This window comes from Arminella tubonensis (assembly GCF_003240585.1).
Lineage (GTDB): Bacteria > Pseudomonadota > Alphaproteobacteria > Rhizobiales > Rhizobiaceae > Rhizobium > Rhizobium tubonense.
On the sequence record NZ_PCDP01000034.1, the window covers coordinates 81,023 to 98,052 of the forward strand.

Here is a 17,030-nt window from a genome sequence, read left to right on the forward strand (position 1 = left end):
CTCTTCGCAGGCGATCAGCATGCAGTCATAATCGCACCGCTTCTTTCCCTATCGGCGGAACGGCCGCCGAGATAGCCCTTCTCAAGGGCTTCGCCGTTGCGCGGGGAGAAGTTCAAGAATACATCCTGCCATCAGGCTGCGGCCTCGTAACCCCTTGAAGCCGGGCTCTCGCGGCCTTCAAGGCGAAAGCGAGCGATCATATCGGTGAGCGCAAGTGCCTCGGATGACAGCTGTCGGGTCGCAGCATTCGTCTCTTCCACCATCGCCGCATTCTGCTGCGTCATACGGTCAATATCGTTCACCGACGCGTTGATCGAATGGAGTGTCGTTGCCTGTTCACGGCTTGACGAGGCGATGAGTTCAATATGTCCGACGATGTGAACGATCTCGCTGGAAATCTCCATCAGCGCGTTGCCGGTACGGCCGACGAATTCGGAGCCGGACGCAACCTCTCGGACGGAATTGTTGATGAGTTCGCCAATTTCCTTGGCTGCGCGCGCCGAACGGTGTGCCAGTTCCCGCACCTCCTGTGCCACGACAGCGAAGCCCTTGCCGGCCTCACCCGCTCTTGCCGCTTCGACCCCAGCATTGAGGGCCAAGAGATTGGTCTGGAAGGCGATGGCGTCGATGGCGCTGACAATCTGGACGATCTTGCCCGACGCGTCTTCAATCCGCCCCATTGCCGAAACCGCGTTTTGGACTACGGAGGCGGAGGCGTCGGCGCCCTGTTTAGCACGTTGGACAAGGGCAAGCGCTGCTGCCGCCCTTCCTGAAGAGGTATTGACAGCGGAGGAAATCTCCTCGACCGCCGCTGCGGTTTCCTCAAGTGCGGCCGCCTGTTTTTCCGTTCGACTGGCCAGGTCATCCACGGCTTCCGCCATCTGCCGGCCATTGTCGTTGATGAGGGTGGACGTCTCGCGGATATCGCAGAGCGTTTCCCTGAGACCCGCGACCGACATGTTGAAATCGGTGCGGATCCGGTCAAGCTCGGCGGCAAAGGGCGTATCGATTGAGAAACTCAACTCCCCGCGTGACAGCCGCGTAAGCCCTTCTGCAAGTGCCTCGATTACAACGTCGACCTGCGCCTTAGCGCTACGTCGCTCAAGTTCGTTGCGGGCGCGCTCAGATTCCGCATCGCTGCGAGCGATCTCGGCCTGCTGCTCCATTTCGACATTCGACAGCGCATTTTGTCTGAAGACGGAAAGCGCGCGGGCCATTTCGCCGATCTCGTCGCCGCGTGCCTCGCCGGTGATTGCGGTGTCGAGCCTTCCCTCCGCAATCTTGCGCATCGCTGCGGTAATCTGGGTGATCGGTCCTTTCAGGGTGACCACCAGCGCGGCGCCTGCGGTCATAGCGATCAGAATGCCGAAGACAATTGCGCCGCCGGATATCCTATTGGCCTGCTGACGGTCCTGACCGGCATTTTGCCTCTGCGTTTCGGCAAATTGAGCAAGTAGGTTCCAGGTGTTGTCGATCTGCCCGGCAGCGCTGTCGAATTCAGCCAGTTTATGCGCAGCACCTGCGGAGAGCGCTGCTGCGTTCGCCTCAAGCAGGTCGAGGACGGGCTGGGCCTTCTTCGGAATTTCGGCAAAGACGGGATCGTCGTTCACCACGCCGGCAAGACGGCCGAGCTCGGTCTGGTACATGTAGATTGACTGCTGGACTTTCTTCACGCGCGTCTCGTCCGGATTGCCGACGAGCTCGGCGAAGCCGACGCGGATCTCGTTGTTGCTGTTGACGATGGCGCGCAGTTCGTTGCCGACGTTGGTGGCCTGCGAGATATCCTTGTCCGACGCGGCAAGCGCAAGCACGGAGGCCCGCATCAGATCGTCGCCAATCATCTTGAGACTGTCGCCAGCTGCAGCAAGATTGGCAATGGCAGTATCCGTCGCTGGGACATCCAATGTGTCAGTTGACGCTTTCGAAGCCTTGGTGATGGCATCCACAGCGGCGGCAAACTGCTCGGCGAGGGCTTGTTTGTCCGTCGCTACAGCAGACGAAAGCTGCTCCCTCGCCCCTTGCAAATCGGGCGCATATTTGGCCAGCAGGCCAACTTTGTCAGCCGGCGTCGTCGCGTTCGTATAGTCATTGCGAAGTTTTGTCGCGACGGTGGCTGCGCCGCTGATGGAGACGGAATTGTTTAGGCCGCCCTTGTTGGCATTTTCCATCTTTTTGGCGCTAGCCATCAGCATGAACGAGCGCTTGCCGACCTGCCCCTGCAGGTCAAGAAGCGCAGTGGAAGCAGCGCCCACGTCACTGAGAATTTGCTGCTGTCCCGCTTCGATTTGCCAGATCGCTTCGATCTTTTGCGGGATGATTTGCGACTGACCAAGAGCTCGGTCAAGAAGCACCACATCGGTCGTTGGTCTTAGGCTCTCGATCGTCTGCTTCAGGTTTGCAAGTTGCTCCCGGGCGTCCGTGAGTGCGGTATCGCGGGCTTCCTGCGACGGCTTCATCAGAAAGCCGGTCATACTGGAAGAAACATGTTTGAAGCCGTTGAGGGACTGCAAGACATGATTGGAAATCTCCATCCGTCCTTCAAGAAGGCTGGACGCGTAGTACCCCGTCAATCCCACTGCGCACAGGCTAACGACGAATGGCGCCAAAAGTACGAGTACCTTCGTCTGAATGCGGACCCGCGACATCAAACCATTTACCACGAATGCACCCTCACTACCGATTTCAGCCAAGCTGTCATCCTTTGTTTAAGAACCTGTGAATGGGTTGATCCGAGGTTTCAGGGATGACCAAAATTCAATCGACGAGAGTGTTTATCACGGTGTGCGAAACGCCGTTCAAGCGGAGATGGCCTTGCCCCCATCCAATTTTGAGTTTGCTTCAGCCGTTTTGGTTGCTGCATTCGAGGCGCCGCGGCGGGTTGCGGTGCGAAGCCGTTTCGGCCGTGCAACATCACGATAGTCTGAGCGAACCCGGCCGGTGTCAGCCACCAGAGGCTCGATTTGCGTCGCTGATCGTCTTAATCGTCGCGCCAGTTCGAAAGTGCTACTCGCCGCTTGCGTAGTTGGACGCGTGCCCCGAACTCGAGCGTATCGTGACGATCTCCGTCCGCTAACCTCATCTAAGCCTTCTGCCGCAGAAATTCCGGATTAAGCAAAGTGCGACGCGGACGACACAAGATTGTCTGAGCGAACGGTCCTGCCTGGAAAAGATCTGTTGCGTTTGCCGAAGCCGTTCACGCCGGCGCAGTTTGAAGCGGCAATGACCATTGCAATCGTCGTCCTACAGACGAGCAGCAAGTTTTTTGCGTTCATACGCATCTTTTCTCTTCTGACCGCGTTTGATCCATCAGGTGCCAACCTGGAAACCTGTAGGAGAAGACAATGCACTGGGGCGAGAAGCGCGGCCGGAAAAACTTCACCAGACAAAGCGTTGAAGATCGAGACGATCGCGTTGAGGTGGGCGATCTGCCCTTCCCGGATGCACCTCCGACGGTCTCTGAGATCGCCGTGCGGGAGTTGGCCGAGGAGAAGGAGAAGCTTCGAAGGGAAGTTGCCCTGCTTCGTTATCGGCTTGCCTCTGTCGCAGAAGACAAGGCAGCATCGATCAAGGCGAGGGCTGTAGATCTCAACACCTCAGCGCACCGACAGCTCGGGGCACTCCCATGGCTGAAGCTTGCAACGGTCTTTGGCGCGGTTTTTGTAGTCAACCGTTTGCTCTCGCAAGGATTTTTCGAGGCGACATTTGTCGCGGATAAGAAGGGCCGCCGCAGATTGTAGAGCGGGTACTGCCAACAGTCACATCCGACTACGCTGCAAGAGTAAGATCGACTTTGCCGGACGGGCGAGCCACAGCAACACTGAAGCTATCTGCCGCCAGTTTGGGTTGCCTGTCATCAGCATTGCGACGTAGTTCTCAGTCTCAAGCCCAATGGCCACGAGAGGAACAACTGTTGTTCCTATGTGTTTTTCCCGTGTTTAGCGTGGGAGAGGATCATGGAAGAAAACGACGACACCGAACGCGTATGGAACCTCGTCGACAAGATCGGATTCTGTATGCTTGCGACCCGCTCGGGAGAGCATATCAAGGCGAGGCCGATGTCCGCCTACGCCGAGCCGCTTGAGAACTCGATCTATTTTCTCACGGATGTGGCAAGCGACAAGGATGAGGAGATAACTCGGTGGCCAAACGTCTGCCTGGCATTTGCCGACACTCGGGGGCAGAAATACGTTTCGCTATCGGGCGTCGCCGTCGTCATCAATGATCGCGAGCTCATCAAGGAGCTTTGGGCGACACCGGCCAAGGCTTGGTGGGAAGACGAAGACGATCAGTCGATACGTGTGCTGAAAGTGACGCCGACGTCAGCCGAGTACTGGGACAGTCCGGGCACGGTGATTAGCTACATCATGATGGCGGCGGCTGCGATATCGCACACAAAGCCCGACATAGGCGATAATGCCGAGGTGGACCTCTGAGGCGAATTTGGAGCAGTTTGAAGCGCTCGAATAGGAGGTTCGGAGTCGAATCGAAGCACCACCGGTGGAAAGAAAGTGCAACAATTCTGTAGCGGAGGTTGAGGGCCATTCCCGACTGATGCATGCTGACGAGGAACAAACGCTTGCGATCTTGACGTCGCATCGCGCGATTGTCGACGTTCGGATTGAAAAAGCGCACGGGTAGATTTTCGGAACCGCCCGCGACAGCGTCTTGGCAGGAATCCCATCCATCCTTCGTGCGTTCGACGAGGCCGTTCAGCAATCCATGTGGCAGGCCAACCACAAGAGCTTGCGGAGGTCCGACGGATGAATTCCGCGTCGGGATAATCTAGGCGATGCGCTGGTTAAAACGGTGACATATTCGGCGATGGCGTCAACATCGCCGCCCGGCTAGAAGGGCTTGCCGACGTCCTCGCATTTGTGTGATGAGGCGGTCGAGGAGGAGGAATCTTCTTCGCTGCCGTCCCAAGACGATGGTGCGAGGATGGTAACTGCCCGGTCAACGCCTTGTTCGGCGCAGTTCGAGGGTGCCGAGCGTGCCGGCTGGCTTTGTTAGAGGGCGACACCCGTTATGGGGTCAACGATCGGTCGTTCGCTTTCGTCGCGGGAGCCCGGTGGCAAAACGGCGGGCGAAGCCATCGATTCCCTGTCGGCGGCCACGGGCTTCTCGGGCACGGATTGGACATCGTTCGGACGGCGCTGTTCCGGTGTGGCGTTGGTGTCGTTGGTGGTCATGGCTGGATCTCCTCTTGAGAAGATAAACGCCGCAAATGGTCCGGCGGTTCCAATGCGGTTCCGTTCCGGCAGCAGACCAACCGCCGGAGCTAGCGATCATGCACTAAAGACCAGGATTTTGGCGGGGAACATGGTAAGAGCTGCAGCTGTCTCACCGGCGTTTAACTCGCTTGCGGCGGATAAAGGTAATGCCGGACGCGCCGTTGCCAGAACTGGCATTTCCTTTTCCCGCGTTGGTGCCTCAGCCAGAGTTGCTGTTCAAGCCGAATTGCCGTCACCACCCTCAAAACGAGGTGGTTTCACTGGGCCGCGTTACCGCGCACGATCTGGAGTTCACAATCGGCGTCAGTTTCGGCTCTTCGCCTTGCCCCGTAAAATTGCTCGGCTACAAGGTCGCTTAAGGCACCATGTGAGCGAGCCCGTGCGGCCCACGCCGGGATTCCCGTCGCGTTCATGCTCGAAGTTCCACGTCGGACAAGGTCCGCCGCATTCTCGAGCTGAGGACGCTTCTGGATCAGATCAAAATGTGCTAAAGATAGTGCCACGTCGGGGGACGCAACATGTCTAGTTTGCTACTGAGGGAACTGTCTTCGCCGGATGCTCACCGTCATCGGCGTCACGCCGCCAGAAGAAGTCCTTGATTTTCCTCGCGGTTCAGTGCGGCGGCCAACTCCTCGGCCTCCTCGGCTGTGAGCATGTCCATGACAAATCCGTTAATCAGGGCTTTCTGCCCGGTGACTTCGTCGAAGATGGCCCAATAGATGTTGAGATTCTTGTGAACGCTATATCTGTGGGCTTCCATGGGAAATTCCTTCTTCTTGAAGCACCTGTAGAATTGCACTTCGCCCCCAGGAAATGAATCGTGCACGCGTATATCGAGCCTATCCATTTGGATAGTCGACAGCCACCATCAAGGCTCGAGAGGGGCGACCACCAATCGCGTCAAGATTTTCCGCGACCTCTCTTGGTGACCACTGTCTTCTGCCGATGGTCACTTGCGGTCATTTGTGGGCCCCGAATTGCATCTGCCATAACGGGCTAATCCGGAGGTCGCCAACCTCGCATGCAGTTAGGTGCATAGAAGTAGCCGCCAGTAGTGAGGTAATGACCGCCGTCAAGCCAAGGCAAGTGGTACTCAACCAGAGTTGCGGCGCGACCCCTGACCTTGTCTAAAAAAGAGGACGGCTGGTAGTGATCGCCCAGCACAGCCCATACATTAGGCAGCGAATATTCTGCGCGGACACCTGCGTTGACCGATCCCCTTTCTTGCAGGACGGCTAAGAGTTCGTGGGCTTCGGCACGGTGCCATTTCCAAACAACCGGTCCCTCGGTGCAAAACCCGCTATAGTTGAGGCCTACTTTAGTCGTTACAAAAGCCGCAAATATTGTCGCCATTCCCAACGAGATTGGAACTAATCTCCGTCTGTGGCTGCCGCGCCTGTTTCGCATGTCAAAGCTTTCTATTTGCTTTCGAGCAATGTCGGACATGACAGGGTGGCAGCTTTCGTTAAGCCAATCCACGCCTGATCACCGCTAATGGCGCGATCCGGCCAAGGCAAATCTTCCGCAGTCGGCCCAAAGCAGTCACTGGATTGCCGCCGAGGCAAGCGACAGTAAGGCGAACGGCACGCCAAAAGCACGTTCTCGGTCACCAGAGGATGCATGTGGAGTCGCAACCGCGCCGCGATTGCCCGCTGATACGGTTGGAAAGCGAGTCGCGGTTTGACGCAGAATTCGAGTTGACGATGTCGGGGCGGCAGGCGTCGATGTCCAGCGCACGGGCGCTTGAACGCACTACCCGCGCCCCTCCTCAGGAGCGCGGGTACCGACCGTCCAAAGCCATTCATGCTGCCTCGATCTTTCATGCGAAGGTTCAGTGGGCGCGTTTTTTCACTTACTCATTTCGATAATGATTTCGTCGCGGCCCAGACTGAGTGTTACGCCCGAACTCGTTCCTTTCAGATGCATGACGACCCCGGCTTTGTTCTGTAACCAAAGGTTACTGGTATAGCCGGTTTCGAGACCGATTGGGCCAGTGCCCTGCGCGTAGGGACCTGCGAAGTCTGCAACATTGTTGAGTTTGTAGACGTCACCAGCGACCACGACTCTAGACAGGCTGCCCGGGCCGATGACGGTTCCAAGAAGCTTGAATGGAAGTTGTTGCCCCTTGAAGGCCAGAACACCTTGTCCAACTCCCGCTCCCCCAACGAACGTCTCCGTCAGACTGACCGTGCCGGATGGCACAAGTCCGGCGATACTCTGTGCAGTGGGGATCGTGGTTGGTACGGGGGAGGATGTGCAGCCCGCCACCGAAAGCAAACTGGCCGCCGCAAAGGCGGCTGAAACGTTCCTCATGGATTTCCTCTTGTAGCGGCTTTCAGTCTTCGTCATTTCCTGTATCCGTTTGATCTCCGGGAGGGTCTCGTCCCCCAACATCATTCAACAGCGTTTGGCAAAGCTTGTTAACTTCAGGGTCTGGACCTCCCGGTACTCAACTCCACGCGACAGGCCCTGCCGAAATCCAGTAAAAAATCCATCGCGCCCGAGCCCGCGAGATCACGAATCTCATGAAGGGAGCGATTAGGTGCAAGGTAGCTTTCAATGATCCGCTCCATGGCGGCCTCCGCTGTTGCGATCACCCGGTCGGAAGCAACCAGGCGCATCTGGGCGGCCAATGCGTATAACAGTACCAGGTCAGACACATCATCCTTTTGATGGCTAAGCGCATCGCCGTAAAGCCGCGTGGCTTCGGTGATGAAGTCGGTGAACAGCTTCTCACGCCTGGCAATTTCAGCCTCGCGACGCCGGTCTTTCAACTGCGAACTCTGCGTCAGCCACGTGGTGGCAAACGAGGTCAGGCTGCCGATAGCTACTCCGGCGAGACCCATCAGAGCTGACATATATTGCTCCAAGATATCTCCTCACGACCTTCGCTAGACTATCGCGGGCAAACATCCCAAAAGCCGGATGTCTTTGCGGGAGAGGTGTAGTACCAGCACTGTCCCGATGATGGTGGTTGACCCGCGACCGACACTGCGGCGGCACCAGCGATGAAGCCGATAGCGGCACCGGCAGCGATTGCGCCACCTGGACGCCAGTATCGACGGGGATTGACCACGACGACGCCACGCGGGCGAGCATAGCCTCGGCTCCCTCCGGCGACACATCCACGAGACCCGCAGGCAGCGCCACCACGCCTGTAGCCGCCGCGTCCGACTGCTCCTGCCGCACATCCCCGAGGACCGCATCCGGCCGCAGCACATCCGCGAGGACCGCAGGCGGCGGCTCCCCGCCGGTCGTAGGCGTCCGCAGGTGACGCCGCGAGCATCGGAGCTGCCACCAGCATGAAGAGAGCCAGGATCGTCGCGGCGTTTCGAATGAAGGTGACGAAGGTGATGTGTCCAGCTCTCAACATAATGCCGCTCCTCGGGATACATGAGGAGATCAACCTGGCCATAGCTAAGCGGGCGGTCAACGTATGCTACGAGGTTGTTACGGTAACATGCAGGGGGGAGCGACAGCGAGACCGTCAGCCGAACCTACGGAAGGGCTAGCGTTTAGGTGTAGGCTTTCCGAAAGGGATCACCGACGCGCCATCAAGCAGAACCACAATTTCCTGCGCCAACTCATCGGCGAGCAGGGAGAGTTCGTTATAGCGTTTCTGGGCATCAGGAGCGTCTGAGGCCTTCCATTTCCGCATGATTGTCTCAGCGCTTTCAAAGTCGAAACATAGATCGCGAAAACTCTCACTTCGAGATGCCAGCTCATCAATCGCCTTGGCGTGTTCGGGAAAGCGAAGTTTCACATAGCCCACGTCGTAAGGCATCTCGTCCGACCCCTCCAAAGGCTCCATCGGAACGGATCATGTCCCTAGTGCAACCGCTGGTTCATTATGATGGACGCACTGTTGCTTGTGCAGTATGTTACCGTAACAGACTGTAATTCACCTACGATTGGCAAGTACCTCAGGGGGCGGAGGGGACAGGCAATGGAAACAGGTGTGCCAGGCGGGGAAGACGGCTCGACTCTATCGAGGCCGCCACCGAGTCCCGAGGAAATTCGAAACCAGCTTGCGCGTATTCTAGCCAGCCCGCAATTTCCGGGCAGCGTCGGTCGCAGCGCGATTTTCCTCAGCTACGTGGTGAAGGAATTTCTCGCGGGCCGCGCCCAACGCATCAAAGGCTACACCGTTGGAATCGAGGTGTTCGGCCGGGCGGAAGGCAACACACAGGATGATCCGGTGGTGCGAATAGAAGCGGGACGCCTTCGGCGCTCGCTGGAACACTACTATCTCACCGATGGTCAGCGCGATCCGATCCGGATCGATATTCCTAAGGGAGGCTATGTCCCGACCTTTACCTGGGCTTGCTCGGCTGCCGAACCTGTGACTGGTGCGAATTCTGCAGCGAAGATGCCTGATGCGACGCCATTCTCAACTCGTCCAGCAAAGGTCCGCTTCCTAATTCTTGCTACGATATGCTGCGGCGTGTTTCTAGCAGGCTGGCTGGCCCTGAGACCTGCCAGCTCCCCAAGGCCCTCAGCGACTGCCGCCGCTGATGTTTCTCCATCTCCTCGCGTACCGACGTTAACAATCGCTTCATTCGCCGATCTTGGCGAAGGAACGCAGGCAAAGCCCTATGCTGTCGGGCTAACTGAGGAATTGCTGACGACCCTGCCGCGCTTCAAGGAGTTGAGAGTTCTCGGCCGTGAAGCCTCGCAGAACTTACCGAATGTTCCAAACCTGGCTCAGGCGCGGCGCGAGCTTGGTGCGCAGTATCTGCTGGCCGGGGGTGTCCGAATTGTTTCCGACAAGGCTCACGTGACGGCGCGGTTGCTCGATACCACCACGGGGACCATCCTTTGGTCACAGATCTACGATGACGATCTGCAATCGCGAAGCTTGCTGGCGATCCAGACCGATGTTGCAAATAGAGTGTCGACGGCTGTTGCGCAGCCCTATGGCATCATCTCGCAGGCCGACAGCGCCGCGCTGACGCCCAACGACCTTGACGCCTACGCCTGCACGCTTCGCTTTTACGGTTACCGCGCCGCACCGAGCATCGAAAGCCACACCCAAGTCAGGGAGTGTCTGGAGACGGCAGTGGCGAGGTTCCCGTCCTATTCCACGGCCTTTGCCATGCTCTCGATGACCTATCTCGATGAAAGCCGTTTCTGGTTCAACCATGCAGCCAGCACCGACACCAAACCAGCTCTGGAGAGAGCATTGCTGGCTGCGCGACGGGCAGTTCTGCTCGATCCTGAGAACACCCGTGCCCAGCAGTCGCTCATGGGAGCATTATTCCTTAGCCGACAGGTGGCTGACGCTCTACGAGTGGGCGAGCAAGCGATGACGATCAATCCCAACGACACGGAGTTGATGGGTGAATACGGCTCCTTCCTTGGCCAAAGTGGCAACTGGGAGCGCGGCGCTGAGGTGCTTCGTATCGTTCTATCCCTCAACCCCGGTGGTGGCGGCTACTATCGCGGCGACCTTGGCCTTTCCGAATACATGCAGGGAAACTATGCCGACGCGGCCGACGAGATCAGACAGGCCGATCTGCAAAAATTTCCGCTATTCCACGGTGTCGCTGCCATCATCTTTGCTGAGAACGGCAATGCGGAGGACGCCGCCCGCGAAGCTGCCAAATTCAGCGAGATGGGCGCTGCCTTCCTCGCCAATCTGGATTTCGAGCTGGCTCAGCGCATCGACAGGCCTGAAGATCGCGCACGCATCCGCAAGAGCTTGATCAAGGCAGGCGTTCGAATTCCCGACGCCGTAGCCGAAAAGTAAACAAGCACCCAGCCACCTGCCTCCACCTGGTTCGCGCCCGTAACCTACGCGGGTGTTACGGTAACACGCTTGAAATTACGCCAGTTGCAGGTCACCGATGTCTGAATGCCGGACGGGGGTGTCACATGGTGTCCTATTCAAAGTTGATCGCGGCCGGGCTTGCGATATTTGTCATCTGCAATTCAGTCAGCGCCCAGGAGTCCTCGGAAGACCTTGCCAAGAAGCTGTCCAATCCGATAGCCTCGCTGGTCAGCGTGCCGTTCCAGTTCAACTATGACCACGGCTACGGACCGAACAACGGCAACAAAGAGACCCTCAATATTCAGCCGGTCATTCCGTTCTCGTTGAACGACGACTGGAACCTCATATCCCGCACAATTGTGCCGCTGACCTGGCAGAACGATATCGCCGGACCGTCGGGATCGCAGTTCGGCCTTGGCGACATCACCCAGAGCCTGTTCTTCTCACCATCAAAACCGGGCCCCGGCGGCATCATCTGGGGTATCGGACCAGCCTTCCTGATCCCGACGGCAACCGATTCCCTGCTCGGCAGCGGCAAGTGGGGTGCGGGTCCGACGGCCGTGGTCCTCAAACAGGACGGACCTTGGACCTATGGTGCACTTGGCAACCACATCTGGTCGTTCGCCGGACAGAGCAATCGCGCCGACGTCAGCTCGACCTTCCTGCAGCCATTCCTCTCCTACACCACCAAGGACGCCTGGACATTCGGGCTTAACACGGAGTCCACGTACAACTGGGAGACCCATGACTGGTCGGTGCCGATCAATCTGACGGTCTCCAAGCTGGTGAAGATCAACAAGCAGCCGATCAGTCTTCTCGCGGGGCTGCGCTACTGGGCAACCGCGCCAGACAACGGTCCGAGCGGTCTTGGCGTGCGAGTAGCCGTGACCTTCTTGTTTCCGAAATGACCAGAACCGAATCCAACGAACAATGATCAAGGACGGGGAAGCATCATGATCTCGATCAAAGGCAAAGTTTCACTGTTGGCCATTCTTGCTACGGCAGCCAGCCTGAACGGCGGCGGCGCGGTGTTCGCCCAGAGCGCCACCGACGTTCCGAAAGAGATCACCACTCCAGACAAAGTCGAGTCGCGGATCGGCACGCTGGAGTTCAAGGACGGCGCTCCGAGCGCCGATACAGCCAGCAAGGTCTTCGACACGCTCGATTTCACCCGAGGCCTGGATGCCTTCCTCAACAGCTACGGCGGCGCTTCGGCCTATGGCTTGCAAAAAGGGTTCAAGAGCATCGGCGCGGACGACAATACGGTCGTCATCTTCCCCGAGCTGATGGATTCGAAGTCGCTGTTTCTGACCGCCAACGCCGACACCATCTACTACCTCTCGGTCGTCGACCTGACCAAGGGTCCTATGGTGATCGAACAGCCGCCGAAGGGGCTGGGGACCATCAACGACATGTGGTTCCAATGGATCATCGACATTGGATTTCCCGGTCCTGATCGAGGCGAAGGGGGCAAATATCTGATCCTGCCTCCGGGATATGACGGCCCGGTTCCGGACGGCGGTTTCTTCGTCGCCAAATCGAAGACAAACAGAGTCCTTTATGCCTCACGGGCTTATCTGACCGAGAATGATCCGAAGCCAACGGAAAAGCTGATCGAGGATAACCTGAAGATTTATCCCTACACGCCGGGTGGCGTCGGAACCAGCATCGCCACGGCGCTCGAAGGCAAGGTCAAGCTGGAGGTTAATCCTCCCATCCCGGAGACGAAGTTCGTCGAAGCGAGCGGAAAAGCCTTCAACACCATCCCTCCGAATGACTACACGTTCTTCGAGACGATCAACGAAAACGTGCAGCAGGAGCCCGCCGATTCCTACAATCCGGAGCTGGCCGGGCAGCTTGCCGCCATCGGCATCGTCAAGGGGAAGGACTTCAAGCCAGACGAGCGGATGAAGAAGATTCTCACCGACGCTGTCGGCGTGGGAAATGCCGCCGGACGTGTGTTCAACTGGCGTGCCAGCGAGCAGCCGGGTTGGGCTTATTATCCCGGCTCGTCGTGGTCGAGCATGCTGTGGGAGGGCGGTGCCAATTTCGAAACACCGCCGCCGATGATCACCAAGGAAGGTCTTTTTGACCCGTTGCCGCCGACAGGGGCGCGAACGCTGAATTCCAAGACGGCGTTCTACTACGCCTACACCCTTGATTCTCCGGCGATGATCATGCGTCTCCCGCGCGTAGGTTCGCAATACCTGATGGGCTTCATGGACGGCAACAAGAACTATTTTGACGGAGCCAAGACCTACAAGGTGACGCTACCGAAGGGCATTCCGGCCGAAGCGTTCTGGTCCTTCACCGTCTATGACAACCAGACGCGGTCGATGCTCGACACCCCACAGCGCTACCCTCGCGCAGGGAGCCAGACCTACCCGTCGCCCGCCGCCGAAGCTGCTGCCGATGGATCGACCACTGTCTATTTCGGACCGACGCAGCCGTCCAGCGTCAAACGCGGCAACTGGATTCAAACCATTCCCGATAAGGGATGGTTCACACTCCTCCGCCTCTACAGCCCGCTGCAGCCGTTCTTCACGAAGGAGTGGCGGCCAAGCGAGATCGAACTGGTTCCCTGAGGGAAAGCGAAACGGGTAGGCGACACGCGTAGTCGCATTCTAGCCTGGAAAAAAGGGACACAAATGACGATGAGAATCTTCCTACTCACGGCCGCTCTTTTCACATTCGCCAGCACCTCCCACGCGGCGGACCCCATCATCGGCAATTGGAAAACGGAGGTTGGCACGACGGCCGCCATCGAGCCCTGCGGTGGCGGCTACTGCATCGTCCTAAGGACGGGTAAGCACAAGGGCGAGCAGATCGGCACCTTCAAAGGCAGCGGCAGTAGCTATTCGGGCAAAATTACCGACCCGGACGCCAAGAAGACTTACGACGGCAAAATGACTGTCTCGGGTAACTCGATCAAGATGAGCGGCTGCGTCATGAGGGTGTTCTGCCAGTCGCAAACCTGGTCGCGCCTATGATGATTCATCGAAAGAGGATCGCCATTGCCATTGTTATCAGCCTAGCAAGTTCGGCTCCGGTGCTAGCCGCAGACTTGGTCGCGCCATCGCAACAGGCTCCGCTTATCGACGGCTGGAAATATCAGGCATCGATTTATGCATGGGCGACTGCGCTCAACGGCGACGTCGGCATACGCGGTCTGCCGCCCGCCCACGTCAATCTCAGCGCCTGGGACGCCATCGAGCATCTGGACGGTGCCTTTGCCGGTTCGCTGATGGCCAATGACGGCACATGGTTGCTGTTTGCCGACTTCCTGTACGCCAAGGTCAAGGCCGACTACGACTTCAAGCGCTCCTCCGGAACTGCCGACTTCGACCAGGAACAGATACTGTTCACGGCTCTCGTCGGACGACGTATTCCGCTGCCTGACCAGAACCTGCAGCTCTACGGCACCATCGGCTTGCGCTACCAGCACTACAGGGCAACGCTTGACGTCGATCCTCAGCGTTTCCGCTCAAGAAGCCGCAGCGGCTCACAGGACTGGGTCGATCCGGTCATCGGCCTTTCCTTGCACTACGACTTCAGTCCGAAATGGTTCCTCGACGCGATGATCGACATCGGCGGCTTCGGGGTCAGCTCGCACTTCACGACACAAGACACCGTCGCCGTCGGCTATAACTGGAACGACCATATCTCCTCGTCGCTCGGCTATCGCGTGCTCTACACCAACTACGACAAAGGCGGGTTCAGCTATGACGCGACCCAGCACGGGGTCATCGTGAGCACAATTATTAAATTCTAAATTCAAGCACCAGCACTACTTCAGGGAGGATATCGACATGCGCCGGGCAACCACGAAAGCAGTCTTACTCTCGTCAACGATCCTCATCCTCGCCGCGTCGGCGGCATTGGCGCAGGAACGACATCCTTTCTTCGGTCAGACGCACCAGCACACCAGCTGGTCGCTTGACGCCTATATCATCGGCAACACGGTGACCGGCCCCGAGGAAGCCTACCAGTATTCGATGGGCCAGGTGATCAAGCATCCCGCCGGTTACGACGTCCAGATCAAGACGCCGCTCGATTTCCAGGGTGTCACCGATCACGCCGAATATGTCGGCGTCGTCCGGCTGGCGAACGATCCGAACTCTGCGGTCAGCAAGCTGCCCATCGCCGAAAAGCTGAAGGTGACCAAGGATAATCCAGCCGTCAAAATTTTTCAGTTCCTGGCTGGCAGTATCGCCAACCACAAACCCATTCCGGAACTGCTTGATCCGAAGTTGGCTGACTCCGTCTGGTCGCAGAACGTCGCCATCGCCGACAAATACAACAAGCCAGGCCAGTTTACGGCGTTCTGTTCCTACGAATGGACGTCAATGCCGAACAGCCAGAACATGCACCGCAACGTGTTCTTCAAGGACTGTGCCAAGGTTCCGCCGCAACCGTTCAGCGCCATCGATTCGGACCACCCGGAAGACCTGTGGAACTGGATGGACAAGCAGAGGCAAGCCGGAAACGAGGTGCTCGCCATCTCCCACAATGCCAATCTATCAAACGGCATGATGTTTCCGACAGACGTCGACAGCAAGGGCAATCCGCTTGATGCGGCCTGGGCGCAGCAACGCATGACGAATGAGCCGCTGAACGAAATCAAACAGGTAAAAGGAGCCTCCGAGACACATCCGGACCTGTCGCCGAACGACGAGTTCGCCAACTACGAGATCATGAACTATCTGATCGGCATTGATAACAGCACTTCGAAATTACACGGGAGCTACGCCCGCGAAGCCTATGAGAACGGTTTGGCGATGCAGGCGACACGCGGCTACAATCCCTACAAGTTCGGCGTGGTCGGCGCTGGCGACTCGCACAACACGGTCACCGCCTACTCGCAGTCGAACTTCTTCGGCGATCACGGGCTGGTCGATGCCACGCCCGAGGCGCGGCTGGCCGGAAAAGTCGAGGCGGGCATGAACATTCTGCAGACGGGAACCTCCGGCCTGACCGTTGTCTGGGCCGAAGAGAATACGCGTGCCTCGATCTTCGACGCGATGCAGCGCAAGGAAGTCTATGGCACCAGCGGTGTGCGCATCCAGGCACGGATGTTCGGGGGATGGGACTACGACAAGGGCCTGCTTTCCAACAAAGATTGGGCAAAGACTGCCTATGCCAGCGGCGTGCCGATGGGCGGCGATCTTCCTCCGGCCGACGGCAAGGTTCCTTCGTTCGTGGTCGACGCCGTCAAGGACCCCGATGACGGCAACCTCGACCGCATCCAGATCATCAAGGGTTGGACCAAGGAAGGCCAGATATTCGAGAAGGTCTTCGACGTCGCCTGGTCCGGCGCTCGGCAGATCGATCCGGTCACCGGCAAATTGCCCCCGGTCGGCAGCACTGTCGACATTTCCAAGGCAACCTACACCAACGACATCGGTTCCGTGGAACTGAAAGCGGTCTGGACTGACCCCGAATTCGATCCGAACCTGCACGCGTTCTACTACACGCGTGTGCTGCAAATCCCGACGCCGCGCTGGAGCACCTATGATGCTGCCAAGCTCGGCAGGCTCCCACCGGACGGCGTATCGGCCACCGTGCAGGAACGCGCCTGGACAACGCCCATCTGGTACACGCCGTCGCCAGCCGCCGTCGCCAAGGGCGAGCGCGGTCTCACGGTCGCCGACCTGGCTAGCGCCGGTTCGAAGGAACTGACGGACGACCAGCTCAAGCAACTGGTCGTCGGCAAGACGTTGAAGGTCCGCAACAGCGTGACTGGACAGACCTTCGACGTCCTGTTTGGTACCGACGGCAAGCGCATCGTCACCGAGTCGAACGGCGGCGCACCGAAGGCCGACGACATCTTGCAGATCATGCACCCAAGCACATCCGGATCGGCGGCCGCCTACGTCATCCGCGAGGGCCATATCGTCACGACCATCGATGGCACCGACTTCGAACTCACCGTTTATAACTCCGGCAACAGATACATCGCCGCCCGCAGCAACGAGTTTGGCTACGCCAACTACGAAGTCGAGGACGTGCAATGAAAGCGGCGGCGGAAG

General features: G+C 58.3%; 16 protein-coding genes and 1 pseudogene. 9 read left to right on the forward strand and 8 right to left on the reverse strand.

Features of this window, described 5'->3' with window-relative positions:
- Positions 1-131: 131 nt before the first annotated feature.
- Both CPY51_RS11430 and CPY51_RS34075 read right to left on the reverse strand, forming a co-directional pair.
- Entirely contained in the window at positions 132-2,660 is a 2,529-nt protein-coding gene (locus CPY51_RS11430; RefSeq protein ID WP_111160388.1) for a methyl-accepting chemotaxis protein, read from the reverse strand.
- Positions 2,661-2,869: 209 nt separating this feature from the next.
- Positions 2,870-3,022, reverse strand: a pseudogene (locus CPY51_RS34075) (IS3 family transposase); the annotation flags it as partial.
- 319 nt (positions 3,023-3,341) lie between these two features.
- On the opposite strand from CPY51_RS34075, the gene CPY51_RS11435 reads away from it, so the two are divergent.
- Entirely contained in the window at positions 3,342-3,737 is a 396-nt protein-coding gene (locus tag CPY51_RS11435) for a hypothetical protein (RefSeq protein WP_111160352.1), read from the forward strand.
- Positions 3,738-3,953: 216 nt separating this feature from the next.
- The gene (locus CPY51_RS11440; RefSeq protein ID WP_111160353.1) at positions 3,954-4,433 is read left to right on the forward strand and encodes a pyridoxamine 5'-phosphate oxidase family protein; all 480 of its coding nucleotides are present in this window, start codon (positions 3,954-3,956) and stop codon (positions 4,431-4,433) included.
- A 573-nt stretch (positions 4,434-5,006) separates the two neighbouring features.
- Here CPY51_RS11440 and CPY51_RS11445 read toward each other — a convergent pair.
- Complete coding sequence (locus tag CPY51_RS11445; protein ID WP_111160354.1) at positions 5,007-5,189, reverse strand: hypothetical protein; 183 nt, start codon at positions 5,187-5,189, stop codon at positions 5,007-5,009.
- 188 nt (positions 5,190-5,377) lie between these two features.
- Here CPY51_RS11445 and CPY51_RS11450 point away from each other — a divergent pair, with 188 nt between their 5' ends.
- Positions 5,378-5,590 carry a hypothetical protein gene (locus CPY51_RS11450; protein WP_111160355.1) on the forward strand — a complete coding sequence of 71 codons (213 nt, stop codon included), beginning with the start codon at positions 5,378-5,380 and terminating at the stop codon, positions 5,588-5,590.
- A 215-nt stretch (positions 5,591-5,805) separates the two neighbouring features.
- Here CPY51_RS11450 and CPY51_RS11455 read toward each other — a convergent pair whose 3' ends face one another.
- The 5 genes from CPY51_RS11455 to CPY51_RS11475 all read right to left on the reverse strand — a co-directional run bounded on the left by CPY51_RS11455 (position 5,806) and on the right by CPY51_RS11475 (position 9,015).
- Positions 5,806-5,991 carry a hypothetical protein gene (locus CPY51_RS11455; protein WP_111160356.1) on the reverse strand — a complete coding sequence of 62 codons (186 nt, stop codon included), beginning with the start codon at positions 5,989-5,991 and terminating at the stop codon, positions 5,806-5,808.
- A 1,088-nt stretch (positions 5,992-7,079) separates the two neighbouring features.
- The gene (locus CPY51_RS11460; protein WP_146260118.1) at positions 7,080-7,580 is read right to left on the reverse strand and encodes a hypothetical protein; all 501 of its coding nucleotides are present in this window, start codon (positions 7,578-7,580) and stop codon (positions 7,080-7,082) included.
- A 77-nt stretch (positions 7,581-7,657) separates the two neighbouring features.
- Positions 7,658-8,101, reverse strand: coding sequence for a hypothetical protein (locus CPY51_RS11465; protein ID WP_111160358.1), 444 nt, complete (start codon positions 8,099-8,101; stop codon positions 7,658-7,660).
- A gap of 26 nt (positions 8,102-8,127) precedes the next feature.
- Entirely contained in the window at positions 8,128-8,604 is a 477-nt protein-coding gene (locus tag CPY51_RS11470; RefSeq protein ID WP_111160359.1) for a hypothetical protein, read from the reverse strand.
- Positions 8,605-8,739: 135 nt separating this feature from the next.
- Positions 8,740-9,015 carry a hypothetical protein gene (locus CPY51_RS11475; RefSeq protein WP_111160389.1) on the reverse strand — a complete coding sequence of 92 codons (276 nt, stop codon included), beginning with the start codon at positions 9,013-9,015 and terminating at the stop codon, positions 8,740-8,742.
- A gap of 162 nt (positions 9,016-9,177) precedes the next feature.
- Here CPY51_RS11475 and CPY51_RS11480 point away from each other — a divergent pair, with 162 nt between their 5' ends.
- The 6 genes from CPY51_RS11480 to CPY51_RS11505 all read left to right on the forward strand — a co-directional run bounded on the left by CPY51_RS11480 (position 9,178) and on the right by CPY51_RS11505 (position 17,015).
- Positions 9,178-10,980 (forward strand): adenylate cyclase, encoded by a 1,803-nt coding sequence (locus CPY51_RS11480; RefSeq protein WP_111160360.1) that lies wholly within the window; start codon positions 9,178-9,180, stop codon positions 10,978-10,980.
- A 125-nt stretch (positions 10,981-11,105) separates the two neighbouring features.
- Entirely contained in the window at positions 11,106-11,909 is an 804-nt protein-coding gene (locus CPY51_RS11485; protein ID WP_111160361.1) for a transporter, read from the forward strand.
- A gap of 45 nt (positions 11,910-11,954) precedes the next feature.
- Entirely contained in the window at positions 11,955-13,586 is a 1,632-nt protein-coding gene (locus CPY51_RS11490) for a DUF1254 domain-containing protein (RefSeq protein ID WP_111160362.1), read from the forward strand.
- A 63-nt stretch (positions 13,587-13,649) separates the two neighbouring features.
- Positions 13,650-13,991, forward strand: coding sequence for a DUF2147 domain-containing protein (locus CPY51_RS11495; protein ID WP_420820688.1), 342 nt, complete (start codon positions 13,650-13,652; stop codon positions 13,989-13,991).
- Positions 13,988-14,773 (forward strand): hypothetical protein, encoded by a 786-nt coding sequence (locus tag CPY51_RS11500; protein WP_244598605.1) that lies wholly within the window; start codon positions 13,988-13,990, stop codon positions 14,771-14,773. The genes CPY51_RS11495 and CPY51_RS11500 overlap by 4 nt, the downstream gene beginning before the upstream one ends.
- A gap of 37 nt (positions 14,774-14,810) precedes the next feature.
- Positions 14,811-17,015, forward strand: a complete 2,205-nt coding sequence (locus CPY51_RS11505) for a DUF3604 domain-containing protein (RefSeq protein WP_111160363.1) — start codon at positions 14,811-14,813, stop codon at positions 17,013-17,015.
- The last annotated feature ends 15 nt before the right edge of the window (positions 17,016-17,030 follow it).